Source organism: Arthrobacter sp. TJ-266 (assembly GCF_058269115.1).
In genome coordinates this window covers 662,744-678,486 of record NZ_JBZCNC010000001.1, presented here as the reverse complement: position 1 = coordinate 678,486, position 15,743 = coordinate 662,744, and the positions used below count along the sequence as shown (strand labels likewise).

15 protein-coding genes are annotated in these 15,743 nt (G+C 69.1%); 11 read left to right on the top strand and 4 right to left on the bottom strand.

Features of this window, described 5'->3' with window-relative positions:
- Nucleotides 1–22 precede the first annotated feature (22 nt).
- Together coaA and AC4D12_RS03495 are read left to right on the top strand one after the other, a co-directional pair.
- A complete protein-coding gene (gene coaA / locus AC4D12_RS03500; RefSeq protein ID WP_490948417.1) occupies nt 23–1,000 on the top strand; it encodes a type I pantothenate kinase in 978 nt (325 codons plus the stop codon).
- Between the two features lie 2 nt (nt 1,001–1,002).
- A complete protein-coding gene (locus tag AC4D12_RS03495) occupies nt 1,003–1,932 on the top strand; it encodes a M15 family metallopeptidase (RefSeq protein ID WP_490948415.1) in 930 nt (309 codons plus the stop codon).
- Nucleotides 1,933–1,989: 57 nt separating this feature from the next.
- Here AC4D12_RS03495 and AC4D12_RS03490 read toward each other — a convergent pair whose 3' ends face one another.
- Nucleotides 1,990–2,616 carry a GNAT family N-acetyltransferase gene (locus AC4D12_RS03490; protein WP_490948413.1) on the bottom strand — a complete coding sequence of 209 codons (627 nt, stop codon included), beginning with the start codon at nt 2,614–2,616 and terminating at the stop codon, nt 1,990–1,992.
- Nucleotides 2,617–2,790: 174 nt separating this feature from the next.
- Here AC4D12_RS03490 and AC4D12_RS03485 point away from each other — a divergent pair, with 174 nt between their 5' ends.
- On the top strand, nt 2,791–4,098 hold the full coding sequence (locus AC4D12_RS03485) for an Nramp family divalent metal transporter (protein WP_490948411.1): 1,308 nt from the start codon (nt 2,791–2,793) through the stop codon (nt 4,096–4,098).
- Nucleotides 4,099–4,142: 44 nt separating this feature from the next.
- Here AC4D12_RS03485 and glmM read toward each other — a convergent pair whose 3' ends face one another.
- The 3 genes from glmM to rplM all read right to left on the bottom strand — a co-directional run bounded on the left by glmM (nt 4,143) and on the right by rplM (nt 6,619).
- Nucleotides 4,143–5,501: a phosphoglucosamine mutase gene (gene glmM, locus AC4D12_RS03480; protein WP_490948409.1), complete on the bottom strand. Its 1,359-nt coding sequence runs from the start codon at nt 5,499–5,501 to the stop codon at nt 4,143–4,145.
- Between the two features lie 136 nt (nt 5,502–5,637).
- Nucleotides 5,638–6,135 (bottom strand): 30S ribosomal protein S9, encoded by a 498-nt coding sequence (rpsI, locus tag AC4D12_RS03475; RefSeq protein WP_490948407.1) that lies wholly within the window; start codon nt 6,133–6,135, stop codon nt 5,638–5,640.
- A gap of 40 nt (nt 6,136–6,175) precedes the next feature.
- A complete protein-coding gene (gene rplM, locus AC4D12_RS03470) occupies nt 6,176–6,619 on the bottom strand; it encodes a 50S ribosomal protein L13 (protein WP_490948405.1) in 444 nt (147 codons plus the stop codon).
- 315 nt (nt 6,620–6,934) lie between these two features.
- Between rplM and AC4D12_RS03465 the strand changes: the two genes are divergently transcribed.
- From AC4D12_RS03465 to AC4D12_RS03430, 8 genes are all read left to right on the top strand, one after another.
- Nucleotides 6,935–9,697: a hypothetical protein gene (locus AC4D12_RS03465; protein WP_490948402.1), complete on the top strand. Its 2,763-nt coding sequence runs from the start codon at nt 6,935–6,937 to the stop codon at nt 9,695–9,697.
- Nucleotides 9,690–10,382, top strand: coding sequence for a P-loop NTPase family protein (locus AC4D12_RS03460; RefSeq protein ID WP_490948400.1), 693 nt, complete (start codon nt 9,690–9,692; stop codon nt 10,380–10,382). Before AC4D12_RS03465 ends, AC4D12_RS03460 begins: the two co-directional genes overlap by 8 nt.
- Nucleotides 10,383–10,540: 158 nt before the next feature.
- Nucleotides 10,541–10,780: a Flp family type IVb pilin gene (locus AC4D12_RS03455; protein WP_490948397.1), complete on the top strand. Its 240-nt coding sequence runs from the start codon at nt 10,541–10,543 to the stop codon at nt 10,778–10,780.
- 82 nt (nt 10,781–10,862) lie between these two features.
- Nucleotides 10,863–11,249: a TadE/TadG family type IV pilus assembly protein gene (locus tag AC4D12_RS03450; RefSeq protein ID WP_490948395.1), complete on the top strand. Its 387-nt coding sequence runs from the start codon at nt 10,863–10,865 to the stop codon at nt 11,247–11,249.
- Complete coding sequence (locus AC4D12_RS03445; RefSeq protein WP_490948393.1) at nt 11,237–12,277, top strand: pilus assembly protein TadG-related protein; 1,041 nt, start codon at nt 11,237–11,239, stop codon at nt 12,275–12,277. The genes AC4D12_RS03450 and AC4D12_RS03445 overlap by 13 nt, the downstream gene beginning before the upstream one ends.
- Before the next feature lie 22 nt (nt 12,278–12,299).
- Nucleotides 12,300–13,112 (top strand): Flp pilus assembly protein CpaB, encoded by an 813-nt coding sequence (cpaB, locus tag AC4D12_RS03440; protein ID WP_490948391.1) that lies wholly within the window; start codon nt 12,300–12,302, stop codon nt 13,110–13,112.
- Nucleotides 13,109–14,305, top strand: coding sequence for a CpaE/TadZ family protein (locus AC4D12_RS03435; RefSeq protein WP_490948388.1), 1,197 nt, complete (start codon nt 13,109–13,111; stop codon nt 14,303–14,305). Before cpaB ends, AC4D12_RS03435 begins: the two co-directional genes overlap by 4 nt.
- Nucleotides 14,302–15,741, top strand: coding sequence for a TadA family conjugal transfer-associated ATPase (locus AC4D12_RS03430; RefSeq protein WP_490948386.1), 1,440 nt, complete (start codon nt 14,302–14,304; stop codon nt 15,739–15,741). Before AC4D12_RS03435 ends, AC4D12_RS03430 begins: the two co-directional genes overlap by 4 nt.
- Nucleotides 15,742–15,743: the final 2 nt, after the last annotated feature.

Here is a 15,743-nt window from a genome sequence, read left to right as displayed (position 1 = left end):
GGCCACCGGGCAGAATCAACGGGTGAGAGAACGCAGCACCGGGCCGCACCACGCCACCGGTGCCGAGTCGATCACCCCGTTCGTCGAGCTCGACCGCCACATGTGGTCCCGGCTCGCCGACGAGATGGAGAGTCCGCTCACCTCCGAGGACGTCATGCGGCTCCGTGGTCTCGGCGACGCCCTCAACCTCGACGAGGTCCGCGAGGTCTACCTCCCGCTCTCCCGGCTGCTGAGCCTCTACATCGCCGCCGCCGGTCAGCTGCACGCGGCCACCAACACCTTCCTCGGCGAGAGCACCGCCCGCACCCCCTACGTGATCGGCGTGGCCGGGTCCGTGGCCGTCGGGAAGTCCACCACCGCGCGCGTGCTCCGCGAACTGCTGCGGCGCTGGCCCGGGTCGCCCAACGTGGAACTGGTCACCACCGACGGCTTCCTCTACCCCAACGCGGAACTTGAGCGGCGCGGGCTCATGCAGCGGAAGGGCTTCCCGGAGTCCTACGACCGCCGTCGGCTCCTGCGTTTCGTCAGCGAGGTCAAGAGCGGAGCCGCCGAGGTCCGCGCGCCCTCGTACTCGCACCTCACCTACGACATCGTCCCCGGGCGGGAGGTCGTGGTGCAGCGCCCCGACGTGCTGATCGTCGAGGGTCTGAACGTGCTCGCACCGGCGCGCCCCCGGGCGGACGGCATCACGGGTCTGGCCCTCAGCGACTTCTTCGACTTCTCCATCTACGTGGACGCCAAGACGGCACACATCGAGCAGTGGTACGTCCGGCGGTTCCGGTCCCTCCGATCCAGTACGTTCGCGAACCCGGACTCCTACTTCCACCGCTACGCGAACCTCACCGACGACGAGGCCGAGTCCACCGCGATGGGCATCTGGGAGCGCATCAACGAACCGAACCTCGTCACCAACGTGCTGCCCACCCGCGGTCGGGCGCAGCTGGTCCTGACGAAGGACGCCGACCACTCCGTCCGTCGCATGCTGCTGCGGAAGACCTGAGGATGCGACCTCTCGCGGGTGCGGCGGCGGTTGTGCTCGTGGTGGGCCTCTCGGCGTGCTCGCCCGGTCCCGCAGGGGACGTCACATCCTCGACGGCGCCCGCGACGTCGTCCCCCGCCACAGGTTCCCCTGACTCCCCTGACTCGCCCACCTCCCCTGCCGACCCGCCCACGGGCGCGCCATCCGGCGCGTCGTCGGATGCTGCCGCGCCCACAGAGTCCTCGAACGTGCAGGGGGCAGCGGATCTCCCGGCCCCGGCAGGGGTGCTGCCCGCACCCGCCCAGCGTGAGCCGGTGCCGAGCGGGTCGGGCGGAGCGGCAGCGGCCCCACCCGCGGACGGCGCGCACGCGGATCCCGCTGCGATCGACGTCGTCGTCAACAAACGGCGGCCCCTCACGCCCCTGGACCACGCGCCGGCGGACCTCCGGCAGCCCGCCGTCGCCACGGCCACCGACAACGGCCTGCTGCGGCCCGACACCGCGTCCGCCGTCGAGGAGATGTTCGCCGCTGCCTCTGCCGACGGCGTGGGGCTCGTGCTGATCAGCGGGTACCGGTCCTTCGCCAACCAGGACTCCACCTACGCCTACTGGGTGGGCCAGTACGGCGGACAGGCGGGAGCGGACACCGTGTCGGCGCGCCCCGGCTACTCCGAGCACCAGACCGGCCTGGCCTTCGACATCGGGCAGGACGACGGCGCCTGCACCCTCGTCTCCTGCTTCGGGGACACCGCCGCGGCCCGGTGGGCGGCGGAGAACGCCGCCGAGTACGGCATCATCCTGCGCTACCCCCTCGGATCCGACGCCGTCACGGGATTCTCCGCCGAGCCGTGGCACTTCCGGTTCGTGGGCAAGGACGTCTCGCTGGCCATGAGGGCCGCGGGGACGGCGACGCTCGAGGAGCACTTCGGGCTGCCGCCCGCGCCGTCGTACTGACCCTCCGACCGGTGCGGACCCAGGCGCCTCAGGCCGGTCCAGACCGCCCCCGGCGCCTCACGCCGTCTCAGGCGTGCCGGCTGATGCGGGCCGGCTCAGGCGGTGCAGCAGGTTGTCCCGGACCATGGGCCACTCGTGCAGGAGGATCGAGTACACCACCGTGTCACGCAGCTCGCCGTTCCTCGCCCGCGTGTGGCTCCGCAGCACGCCGTCCTGGTGTGCGCCCAGCCGGGTGATCGCGTCGCGGGACTGGTGGTTGAGCCAGTGCGTGCGGAACTCCACCGCGGGGCACCCGAACTCCTCGAACGCATGCCTGAGGAGGAGGTACTTCGACTCGGTGTTCGTCCCTGAACGCTGGGCGGACGCCGCGTTCCAGGTGGAGCCGATCTCCACGCGCGGAGTGTCCCGGTCGATGTTCATGTACGTCGTCATCCCGATGACTCGCCCGGGTCCACCGGTCGCGGGGTCGGCCAGCCGCGTGGCGAACGGGAGCATGGTCCCTTGCCGCTGGAGCTCGAGGCGCCGATCGATCTCCCGCCGCATGTCCTGCGGTTCGGGCACCGAGGTGTACCAGAGCGTCCACAGCTCGCCGTCGCGTGCAGCGTCGACGAGTCCGTCGTGGTGGTCAGCACGGAGGGGCTCGAGCACCACGTGCCGACCGCTGAGTGCCACCGGCGTGATCATGGTGCCACTGTAGCGGCGGCGCCGGGCGAGCCCGCGCGAGCGAGCCGCCCCCACCGCCGTCGTCCCCCCCCCCCCCCCCCCCGGTCCGCGTATGCGAAGGGCTGCCGTGGAATGATGAGGCGGTCCGGCGGCCTCGTACCCGCCGGAAGCAGCCCACTCGACGAGGAGGACCCGATGTCCAGCGACAGCACCGTGCCGTTCCGGAAACCCGACCATGCGGATCGGATCGACGACGACGGCGGCAAGCCCGCGAAGTGGAAGATCGTCGGGCCGGGCCTCGTGGTCGCGGCGACCGGCGTGGGGGCCGCGGACATGGTGGCCACCCTCGTGGCCGGTTCGCGCTACGGGTACGGCCTGCTGTGGGCGGTGGTCCTCGGCGTCGTCATGAAGATCGTCCTCGTGGAGGGCGCCGGCCGGTTCACGCTCGCCACCGGTAACACCATCTTCGAGGGCTGGCGCTCCCTCGGCCGCTGGACCACCTGGTACTTCGCGCCCTACGTCATGATCTGGGGCTTCGTCTACGGAGCGACGGCGATGTCCTCGGCGGCGCTCCCGCTCGCGGCCCTGTTCCCCGTGCTGCCTCTCTGGGCCTGGGCGATCGTGATGGGCCTGCTCGGCTTCGTCATGGTGTGGTTCGGCCGGTACGCGACGTTCGAGAAGATCACCGCCGTGCTCGTGGGCATCATGTTCGTCACCGTCGTCGGCCTCGCGATCGTGGCAGCACCGAACATCCCCGAGATCTTCACCGGACTCGTCCCACTCATCCCCGAAGGTGGCGTCCTCTACACACTGGCGCTCGCCGGAGGCGTCGGTGGCACCATCACGCTGGCGGCCTACGGCTACTGGCTGAGGGAGAAGGGCTGGTACACACCCAAGTGGATGCGAGTCATGCGCATCGACAACTCCATGGCCTACGTGATGACCGGCATCTTCGTCATCGCCATGCTGATCGTCGGCGCCGAAGTGGTGCGCGCGGCAGGCGTGACCCTGAGTGCGGGCGACGCGGGGCTGCTCGACCTCTCGACCGTGCTGCGCGACGAGTACGGCGACGTGATCGGCATCAGCTTCCTCGTCGGCTTCTGGGCTGCCTCGTTCTCGTCGATCATCGGCGTCTGGAACGGCGTGTCCCTCATGTTCGCCGACTTCTGGGGCCACATGCGGGGCAAGGAGTCCGGCCACCCGGACACACGCGTGGGCGGCAAGTACTTCAAGTTCTACGTGCTCTGGCTGACGTTCCCGCCCATGATCCTCTTCGCGCTGGGCCAGCCGATCGGGCTCATCCTCGCCTACGGCGTTCTGGGCTCGCTCTTCATGCCCTTCCTCGCGATCACCCTGCTGGGCCTGCTCAACGGCAGGCGCATCCCGAAGGGCTTCGCCAACAAGCCGCTCGGCAATGCGGCGCTCGCGGTCATCGCCCTGCTGTTCCTGGTGCTCGGCGCGAACCAGCTCTACACGGCGCTCCGGCCGGTCCTCGGCGGCTAACCGACCGCTGCGGGGCCGCAGCAGCGGCCCCGCGGGCGCGGCGCCTAGACCGCGGTCGTGAGCGCCAGGCGCTCCTGCACGACGGCGGCGAGGTCGTCAGCGATCCGCTGGGCCGTCGCGATGTCGGCGGCCTCGACCATCACGCGCACCACGGGCTCGGTACCGGAGGGCCGGAGCAGCACACGGCCGGTCTCGCCGAGTTCGGCGCTGGCCGCACGCACGGCGTCCTGGACGCCGTCGTCGGTGGTGGCCGCCGAGCGGTCCACGCCCCGCACGTTGATGAGAACCTGCGGCAGCTTCGTCATCACCGCGGCCAGCTCCTTGAGGCTCTTACCCGTCGCAGCCATCCGCGCCGCGAGCTGCAGGCCCGTGAGGACGCCGTCGCCGGTGGTCGCGTACTCGGCGAAGATCACGTGCCCGGACTGCTCGCCGCCGAGGGTGTAATCGCCGTCCCGCATCCCCTCGAGGACGTAGCGGTCCCCCACCCCGGTCTCGAGGACCGTCACGCCGGCGCTGCGCAGCGCGATCTTCAGCCCCAGGTTGCTCATGACCGTGGCCACCAGCGTGTCGTCCTTCAGCTTCCCGGCGTCCTTCATGGCGAGCGCCATGACCGCCATGATCTGGTCGCCGTCCACCACGGTGCCCTCGTGGTCCACCGCGAGGCAGCGGTCGGCGTCGCCGTCGTGCGCGATCCCGAGGTCAGCGCCGTGCTCGAGCACCGCGGCCTGCAGCTGCTCCAGGTGGGTGGACCCGTAGCCGTCGTTGATGTTCACGCCGTCCGGGTCGGCGCCGATGACCACGATCTCCGCGCCGGCGTTCCGGAACACCTCGGGTGAGCAGCCACTGGCTGCGCCGTGCGCACAGTCGAGCACCACGGTGAGGCCCTCGAGGCGGTGCGGGAGGGTCTGCAGGAGGTGGACCACGTAGCGGTCCTCGGCGTCGGCGAAACGCTGGATGCGGCCCACGTCGCCGGCGACGGGCCGGAGCCGCTCACGGGCCATCTCCTCCTCGATCGCATCCTCGAGCGCGTCGCTCAGCTTCTTCCCGCCACGGGCGAGGAACTTGATGCCGTTGTCGGGGGCGGGGTTGTGCGAGGCGGAGATCATGACGCCGAAGTCGGCGTCGAGGTCCGCCACCAGGAAGGCGGCTGCGGGGGTCGGCAGGACCCCGGCGTCGTACACGTCCACGCCGGAGGACGCGAGGCCTGCCTCGACGGCGGCCGCGATGAACTCGCCGCTGATGCGGGGGTCACGAGCGATCACCGCGGTGGGGCGGCGTCCGCCGTCTACGGCGTTGTGGCCGAGCACGACGGCGGCGGCCTGTGCCAGGTGCAGGGAGAGTTCGGCGGTGATCAGGCCGTTGGCCAGACCGCGCACACCATCGGTACCGAATAGCTTGCTCATCGTTGATCATCCTAGGTGAGGAGTGTGAGACCCCACGGATGGGTCTCCAACAGGTTAAAGCACGATGCCCGTCCGGGAAGCCCGGACGGGCATCGTGCTTCGACATTCCTTCGGCCCGGATGGGGCCGAGCGGTACTTACCGCTTGGAGTACTGGGGTGCCTTGCGGGCCTTCTTGAGACCAGCCTTCTTACGCTCGATGACGCGGGCGTCACGAGTCAGGAAGCCGGCCTTCTTGAGGGCGGGGCGATTGTTCTCGCGGTCGATCTCGTTCAGGGTGCGGGCAACTCCGAGACGGAGTGCACCGGCCTGGCCGGAGGGGCCACCGCCGTGGATGCGGGCGATGACGTCGTAGGCGCCGTCGAGCTCGAGGAGCTTGAACGGGTCGTTGACCTCCTGCTGGTGCAACTTGTTCGGGAAGTAGTCGGCGAGCTCGCGCCCGTTGACGATCCACTTGCCGGTGCCGGGGACGAGGCGCACGCGGGCGACTGCTTCCTTGCGGCGTCCGACGGCGCCGCCGCCGACGGTCAGCGCAGGGCGCTCCTTGACGGCGGACTCGCTGCCCTCGGTGGACTCCGAGGTGTAGCTCGTGAGCTCCTCGGTCGGTTCGTTCAGCTCTTCAGTGTTCTCAGCCACGGTTCTCCTTGGAAATGATTACTGGTGTTGGTGGCCAGGACTACTGGGCGACCTGGGTGATTTCGTACGTCTTGGGCTGCTGCGCCGCGTGGGGGTGCTCAGCTCCGCGGTAGACCTTGAGCTTGCCGATCTGCTGTGCAGCGAGCGAATTCTTCGGGAGCATGCCACGGATGGCCTTCTCCACGGCGCGCTCGGGGTTCTTGTCGAGCAGCTCGACATAGCTCGTCGACTTCAGGCCGCCCGGGTAACCCGAGTGGCGGTAGGCGCGCTTCTGCTCGAGCTTGGAGCCGGTGAGGGCGACCTTCTCGGCGTTGATGATGACGACGAAGTCACCCATGTCCATGTGGGGAGCGAAAGTGGCCTTGTGCTTCCCGCGGAGCAGGATAGCGGTCTGGCTGGCAAGGCGACCCAGGACGACGTCGGTTGCATCGATTACGTGCCACTGACGGTTGATGTCGCCTGGCTTCGGGGAGTACGTACGCACGGTTATGGCCTTCGTTTCTATTTCGGTGTCGCCTGCGTCCGAGGGAAAGCCCTGGACGCCGGCTCAGCTTATTCATGCGTTACCGGAACTTCAGGTGAGGGCTGAAATACGACCAGTGATCCCATGACCTCGGCTCCGCCCCCGGGCCAGGTGGTTCTGCAACTGAACCGCTCCGGAGGGCGCAGACGTATCGAGCAGGGATACGCACAACGACTCCCAAGATTAGCCTGCCGCCGCGCGTGAGGTCAAAATGAGCGGGTGACGGCTCCACTGCTGGATAGTATGGCCCCCACGGACGCGAGGGGAAGGCTGCACGTGGGTTGGCGCTTGTACGACGCACCACGGCACCGAGCCTCCCTCTTCACCCTGCTGGTCGCCTTCCTGACCGCCGGCGTCGTCCTCGCGATCCTCCTCTACCCGCCTCTGGCGTCGACCGCTCCCCTGCACGATTCCCCGCGCCTCAATGCGGCCTCCTTCACCGTCACGACGCCGGTGCGTCCCGGCGTCGACCAGCGCGGCCTCGCGACGACGGTGGTTCCCGAATCCGGCGGCGGTCTGACCTTCCGGGAGTGGACGGCGAGCGCGCCGGTGGAGATCGTCCCCTCGGGAGGCACTGCGGTGAACCTGCCCGCGGGGCTGCGCGTCACCGCCGTCGCCGTCACCGGAGGTGACCGCGGCCCCGAGGTCGACGGCGACGGCCTGCTCCGCGTGTCGGTCACCGCCGCGGACGCCGAGCGCCTCGGACTCGCGGAGGGCCAGACCTTCGCCGTGACCGGTACGACCGGCACACTCCGGCTCCGGATCGACGACGCCGCCGCGACGACGGGCGTGACACTCCCACCACCCACCGACGGCGCACCCCTGACGGTCGCTGTGTCCCCCGCCGACCTCGCCCTCTTCTCCGCGCCGGCGATCCTCGGCTGGGACGTCTCCACCACGGATGCGCTGAGCGGGCGATCGGTCGGCGAGGCAGCCGCGCAACTCTCAAGCTTCCCCGGCCGCCTGGAGGACGCCGGCGCGGCACCCGAGGGTGCGACGGCGTCGGGCGATCTACCCGTACTCCTCACCGAGGCAGCCGCGGCGTACCGCGTCGCCCTGAATCTCTCGCTCAACGGCGCCGTCCTGGTGGCTCTCGCCGGACTGTCCGTCATTGTGCTGCCACGGACGCTGCGGAGGACCTCCGTGGCCGGGCGGCGTCGCCCCGCACACCTGACGGCCCTCACGGTGCTCGCCGCCGTCGCCCTCGGGCTGCTCCTGCCGGTCCTCGTGGGAACGCGGGATGGCGTCCCTCCCTTCTCGCTCGCACCCGCCGTCGTCCTCGGCGTCGGGGCGCTCCTCGCCGCGGCGCTCATGAGCCGCTCCGCGTCCCTCGCGGGGCGCCGAGGCCAACGGGCCCTGAGGCCGCACGCCCTCCTCGCCTCGCGGGATCTCGCCCGCCGGCCGCTCGGTTGGCAGGTGCCGGTGGTTGCCGTGGTAGTCGCCATCGGCGCGGGGCTGTCCGTCGCGGCCGTGGTGGGTAGTACGGGGGCCGCCGCCCGCTCCGCCGCCACGCTCGCCGTCGGGGGCGACGTGCGGATGGTGCTGCCGCCGGGGGCAGATGACGACGCCACCGCAGGGGTACCCGACGACGTGCCCGCCACGCGCGTCCTCCGCGTTCCCGCCGAGGGTGCGGGATCACCCGTCGACCTCGTGGCCGTGGACACCGCAGCCCTGCCCGCCGTCCTGGCCGAGGGCAGCCGGCTCGACGGCGAGCGCCTGGCGGGGCTGCTCTCGCCGACCGTCGCAGCGCCCGAGCCCGCGCTCGACATCCAGCCCACCGCACGGCAGATACGTCTCCAGCTGATCACCCAACCCGGCGGAACCGGGGCCACGGAGCCGTCCGCGGCCCTCACCGTCCGGCTCGCGGCGTGGCTGGAGGGGGAGGACGGCACACTGCAGCGAGTGCCGGCGGGGACGCTCTCCATCACGCCGGCGCAGGTGCAGCAGCACTCGCTTTCCTTCACGGTCCCGGAAGGGCTCCGCGCCGAGGCGATCGCCGCCGTCGACGCCGAGGTACCCGCAGCGGCGTCCGGATTCACCGTGGAGCTGGTGAGCATCTCCACCGACGCCTCGATCGGTACGGGCGAGAGCCGATTCACGCCGACGTCGTCGTTCGGCGTCCTTGATTCGCTGCCCAGCGCTCGGGAGGCAGGGGTCGCGGACCTCGAGGGCGGCGTCGGCTTCTCCCTGCCCGCAGTGACCCCTGAGGCGACCACCGTGCGGCTGGCCGACGACCGCGCCTCCGCTGCAGTGAGCGTGGCCACGGTCCCGTCCGTGTCCTGTTCGGTCGGAGCCCTGGATCTGGCGTTCGGCGGGGAGGTACTGCCCGTGGAGGTCGCAGCCGTCGAGGCAGCCCTGCCCGGGGCCGCAGACGGTCCTGTGCTGCTGGCCGATCTCCGCGCGGCGTCCTACGCTCTGCTCCGCACACCGGACGGCCCACCTCCCGCTCTGGAGGTGTGGCTGGCCGCCGATGATCCCGCCGCTGTCGCGGATGCACTTCAGTCGGAGGCGCCGGCGGGAGCAGTCGTGACGACCGCCGTCGTCGATCCCGTGGGTGCGCCGCTCGCGCCGCTCGCCTGGCTGATCGCGGCCGCGTGCACTGTCGGCGCCCTGACCGTCCTCGGAGTGCGATCCGCCCGCCCGGCGTTGTCCGGTCGTGACGCGGACGTCCTGGAGACGCTCGGACTGCCGGGAACGACGGCGGCCCGTGCGCAACGGTGGTCCCTCGGCGTGACGCTCGCACTCGGCGTGGGTGCGGGCTGCGTCATCGGTGCGGTCGCGGTGTTGGTGACCGGGGGGCCGGCAACGGGCCTGGCGCCTCAGGAGCTGCTCATCGGCGCTCTGGTCCTGGACGGGCCGCTGGTGATCGCGACCGTCGCCGCGATCCTGCTGCTCGTCGTCGTGCCGTTCCTCGTGGCCGGGCGCCTAGGGGTTGAGACCCTCGGGACCGGGAGCACCGGAGATGGGCGCGCCGGAGCCGCAGCCGGTAGCACGACGGCAAGACGCACCAGAGGCGGGACGGAGGCCGGTCGTGGCTGAGAAGCTCCTCACCCTGCAGGGTGTGCCTCTTCCCGATGGCAGACCGGTCGAGCTGGTGCTGCGCGCCGGCGAGACGCGCCGCGTGACGGGCAGCCGGGCACGCCTGGACGCATTCGCCGCCGTCGCGTCGGGTCTTCACGTACCCGAGGCCGGCCGCGTGCTGCTGCTCGGGCGGCCGTTCTCGTCCATGCGCGCGGAGGATCGCCGGGTGCTGCGAGCGGAGTCGATCGGAGTGTCCGCTGCCGCCTGGCCCTTCCTCGAGTGGCTGACCATCGGCGAGAACGTGCAGCTGGCCCTGCCTCCGGACAGTGACGGGCCCGACGACGTCCTCGCCGCCTTCGCCCTCGATGCTGTCCGGGACGCCTTCGCTACGGACTCTTCCGCGGAAGGCGACGCCACCCTGCTGGCGCGTGCTCTTGCCCGAAAGCCCCGTGTGCTGGTCTGGCAGCCTGATGTCGCGCTGGCCGAGGAAGATCTGCTCGCTCTGCTGAGGCGCGTGCGCGCCTTTGCGGGGCCCCGGCTGAGCGTGCTGATCCTCCTCGAGGACGGAGCGGCGCCGGCTGCGAGCGCTGCGGCCTCCTTGGAATCCGACGTGGCGTCGTCGAGCGGTGCGCACTCGGCCGAGGAGCTGATCAAGGTGCCCGCAGAACTGCGCTCCCGGACGCCGCACGGGCCTCAAACCTAGCGTTGGGGCACTGTCCGCGCAGGGCCGGCGCATGTCCCGCGCAGGATCCGTAGCCTTCGCTCAGGATCGGTCGAACTTAGGTTGCGTGGTATTCCGCAGCCTTACTTTTGTTCCAGACGCGGCGCTGGGCCGGTCCAACAGAACTACAGGAGTTCATCATGTTCCTCGTCTCAAACACTCAGAAGCCCCTCCTCCCCCGTCTCGTCCGCAAGGAGGACGGCGCCACTGCCGTCGAGTACGGCATCATGGTTGCCCTCATCGCCGTCGTGATCATCGTCGCCGTCACACTCCTCGGTGGAGGTCTCCAGACCCAGTTCGCCGAAGCGAACTGCGCGATCAAGGGCGGCACCTTCACCGCTGCCAACGTCAACAGCGCCACGGCGGGCTGCTCAGTTTGATCCATGCACCATCCGCGTGAATCGCCGGTCAACTCCGGCTGACGGCCTTGGTCGTCAGCCGGAGTGGCCTGAAGGGCTAAACATGAGTCGAGAAAAGGGCGCGGTAGCGGTCGAGATGGCTCTTCTCCTGCCTGTCCTCATCCTCATTCTGCTCTGCATCATGGAGTTCGGTCGCGCCTTCAACGCTCAGGTCATGGTCACGAACGCCGCGCGTGAAAGTGTTCGCGTGATGGCCATCGGTAGAAACGACGGAAGCGCGATATCCGCTGCTACTGCGGCAGCGACATCTCTCAATCCCGATATCAGCGCCTCGAATGTGACTATCAGCAGGAACCCGACGGGCGCTGCGAATACCTGTCCCTCCGGTACAACGGTGACGGTGGACATCACCTACAGCCTGTCCACGCTGACCGGCATCGCCGGCCCGTTCGCTCTCAAGGGCAAAGGGGTCATGCTGTGCGGTGGGTGAAGCCTTTGAAGCGAGATCAGGCAAACAACGAGCGGGGAGCAGTAAGCGTCCTCGTAGCGCTCCTCATGGTTGTTCTTCTCGGTTTCGCAGCCCTCGCTGTTGATGTGGGCGTATTGGCTGCGGAACGTGCACAGTTGAGAAACGGTGCTGACGCCGCAGCTTATGCAGTTGCGCAAAAGTGCGCCGCAAATCCGCTCGACTCGTCCTGTTCCACGACCTCAAGCCTTGCCTCGAGCCTCGCGAATGAGAACGCTTTGGACAGTCGGTCCAACATCAAGCAGATCGTCCTCGACGGACCGGGCCGCAAAGTGACCGTCACCGCCGGCGCGATGGCTACGGGCCAGGCGCCCAACAGGGTATCCCTGATCTTCGCCAATGCCCTGGGTATCAGCTCCACTGAAGTGACGGCTACCTCCAGCGCTGTCTGGGGTAGCCCGGAGAAGGGAACAGCGCCCTTCCCTCTCACCTTCTCGATCTGCCAGGTGCAAGGGCAGGTAGGGGGAAGTCTGCAACTCCTCCAGGCGCACGGCGACAACGCAAACCCTGACTGCAACTACGGACCTTCGGGTGCAACAGTGCCCGGCGGGTTCGGGTGGCTGGCGCAGAGCGCAGGGCAGTGCGGCGCCTTTGTCGACATCGCGGTGCAGCTCGGTGGTAGCGACACCGGAAACGACGGTCCGAGTAACTGCGACGCGATTCTGAACGGTTGGGCAGCCGACCTGCAGGCGGGTCGACCGGTCACCCTCCTGCTCCCGGTGTTCAATCAGGTCACGGGAACCGGAAGCGGAGCGCAGTACCACCTGTTGTACTTCGCTGCCTACGACCTCAAGGGCTGGGCCTTCTCCGGTAACAACAGTCTGCCAATGACCTTCCGGCCCTCCGTCACCGACGGCTCGGTCACGAAGGAATGCAGCGGCAGTTGCCGCGGCGTCATCGGCAAGTTCATCAAATACGTCTCCCTCGCCGACGGCTACACCCTCGGCCCCGTGAGCGCCGGCGGAGTCACCGTCGTCCGCCCTGTCCTCTGACCCCACCAAGGGAAGTACCACCATGAAGTCCCGCCTCCTCGCCGGCACGGCCGCCGCCGTCCTGGCGCTCGTCGGAGCACTCCTCCTTTACGGCTACGCGCAGGGCGCGGAGGCTCGGGCCGTGCAGGGCCTCGACCCCGTGAATGTCCTTGTCGTCTCGCAGCCCGTTCCGGCGGGAACTCCCTCCGAGGAGCTGATGCCCTTCCTCACCACCGAATCTCTGCCGGCCACCGCCGTGGGAGCCACGGCCCTCAAGGATCTCGATTCATCCGCGGGAAAGGTGACCGCCGTTGCCCTCATGCCCGGTGAGCAACTCCTCACCGAACGGCTCGTCGCCCCCGAAGACCTCGAGGTGGGCAGTGCCGCCGTGCCGGAAGGCCTTCAGGAAGTCACCTTCACCATCGAGCCCGACCGCGCCGTCGGAGGGAAGCTCGCGCCGGGTGACCTCGTCGGCATCTTCATCACCAAGGATTCCGAGGACGACGGAGCAACCTCAGAGTCCGACGGAGAGCCCGCTCCCGAGACCGAGGGAGGAACTGGGTCGACGTCGGAGAAAGCCACCAAACTGTCCCTTCAGAAGATCCTCGTCACCTCGGTCCAGCGCGCGCCGACCGCTGTGCCCGTCGACCCGGCAGCCGACCCGGAGGCGCAGGCGAGGGCAGAGGCCGAGGCGCTGCCCAGCGGATCGCTCATGCTGACCGTCGCCGTCGACGCGGATCAGGCAACGCGGATCGTTCACGCGAGCCAGAACGCCATCCTGTGGCTCAGTAAGCAGAGCGATGCCACCATCGAAGGCCAAGCTCCCATCATCGAGAATCCGGAGCTCCACCAATGAGCCGCTTCGTCCTGATCACGCCGAGCTCCGACTTCGAGCACAAGGTGCGCCTCGCCGTCACCGGCGGTCTCCGGGGTGCGGTGCGGAGCCTGCCCGCCGGCAACCTGCTCGGTAACAGCGACGCCGTCCTGGAGCTACTGGCGCTCGAACGGCCCGAGGTGCTCATCTTCGGCCCGGGCATAACCATCGAGGATGCACTCAACCTCGCACTCGTCGTCGATGTGACGTTCCCCGAGATCAGCGTGGTCCTCGTCCACGACGACCACCCGGACCTCGCCCTGCAGGCGATGCGCGCCGGTGTCCGCGACATCCTCAGCCCGCTGGCCGACGTCGCGAGTATCCGGGCGCAGCTCGAACGCGCGTGCCAGGCATTCGCCGCGCGGCTGCGCTCGGAGGCTCGCGCGCCCCAGGAGCAACAGCGCGGGCTCGTCATCGGCGTCTTCTCCCCCAAAGGCGGAGTGGGCAAGACCACGATTGCCACCAATCTCGCGGTCGGACTGGGCAGGGTCGCCCCGATGGGCGTTGTGATCGTCGACCTCGACCTCCAGTTCGGCGACGTCGCGTCAGGGCTCTACCTCAACCCCGAGTATTCGGTGCTGAATGCCGTCACCGGCGCGGCCACTCAGGACTCCATGGTCCTCAAGGCGTTCCTCTCCGTGCACCCGTCCGGAATCTACGCGCTGTGCGGACCGCGGAACCCCGCAGACGCGGACCGCATCTCCTCCGAGCAGATCACCCGTCTGATCCAGCAGCTCGCCCTCGAGTTCCGCTACGTGGTCATCGACACCGGCCCCGGCCTGTCCGAGCCCAGCCTCGCCGCGCTCGAGCAGTGCACGGACGCCGTCTGGGTGACGGGAATGGACGTGCCCAGCGTCCGCGGGCTCCGCAGCGGGCTCGACGTCCTCGCGCAGCTCAATCTCCTGCCCGACACGCGGCACGTGGTGCTCAACTTCGCGGACACCAAGACCGGCCTCTCGGTCCAGGACGTCGAAGCGACCATCAACGCGCCGGTGGACGTCTCGATCCCCCGCTCCCGTGCCATCACGCTGGCCACCAACCGCGGCGTGCCGCTCCTGCAGGAGAAGGTCCGGGACCCCGCGACGAAGAGCCTCCTCGATCTCGTGCAGCGGTTCGACGACGAGTGGCGGGCGAAGGCGCAGCGGAAGGCGCATCGCCGGGTCGTGGTTCGGTGAAGCTCTCAGCCCGCATCCAGGCGGCCGGCATCGCGCCGCCGTCGGACGCTCCCGAGCCCGACGCAACGGTCCCGGAATCGGACGAGGTCCGTCCAGCCAAACTCGTACCCGCCGCCGTCCGTGACTCCTCCGACAAGCAGCCCGCAGCGAAGATCGACGTCTTCGCCGGCATCAAGCAGCGCGCAGCGGCGGCCCTGTTCGAACGCATGGGCGTCCGCGCGAGTGACACCTCCATCACCGAGGAGGATCTCAAGACAATCGCTCGCGATGAACTGAGCCAGATCATCGACGCCGAACAGGTGCCGCTGACGGCGGACGAACGACGGCGGCTCATCCAGGACGTGGCCGACGACGTCCTGGGGTTCGGCCCGCTGCAGCGACTCCTCGATGATCCGACGATCACCGAGATCATGGTGAACCGCTCCGACCAGATCTACGTAGAGCAGAAGGGCAAGATTACACTCAGCGACTCGCGCTTCAGCTCCGAGCAGCACCTGCGCCGGGTCATCGAGCGCATCGTCTCGAAGGTGGGTCGTCGCATCGACGAGTCGTCCCCGTTCGTGGACGCGCGCCTCGAGGACGGCTCCCGCGTCAACGCCGTCATCCCTCCCCTCGCCGTCAACGGATCGTCACTGACCATCCGTAAGTTCAGCAAGGTGCCGCTGACCGTCCAGAACCTGATCGACTTCGGCACCCTGACACCCGAGATGGCCGAGCTCCTCGAGGCCTGCGTCAAGGCGAAGCTGAACATCATCGTCTCGGGTGGCACAGGCACGGGCAAGACGACGCTGCTCAATGTCCTCTCCTCCTTCCTGCCCGAGGACGACCGCATCGTCACCATCGAGGACGCCGTCGAGCTGCAGATCCAGCAGCAGCACGTGGTGCGTCTCGAGAGCCGGCCCCCGAACACCGAGGGGAAGGGCGCGGTGACCATCCGTGACCTGGTGCGTAACTCGCTGCGTATGCGTCCCGATCGCATCGTGATCGGAGAAGTCCGTGGCGGCGAATCGCTCGACATGCTGCAGGCCATGAACACGGGCCACGACGGCTCGCTCTCCACCGTGCACTCGAACTCCCCACGCGACGCCGTCGCCCGCCTCGAGACGCTCGTCCTCATGGCCGGGATGGACCTGCCCCTACGGGCGATCAGGGAACAACTGGCGTCCGCAGTCCACCTCGTGGTCCAGATCTCCCGGTTGCGCGACGGAAGCCGCCGCATCACGCATGTCACGGAGGTGCAGGGCATGGAGGGCGACGTCGTCACGTTGCAGGACGCCTTCGTCTTCGACTACTCCGCGGGCGTCGACAACAAAGGCAGGTTCCTCGGGAAGCCGGTCCCCACGGGCATCCGGCCCCGCTTCATGGAGCGCTTCGAGGACATGGGCATCACCGTGTCCCCCGCGGTCTTCGGCGCCGCACCCGCGCGCGGGCGGTGACC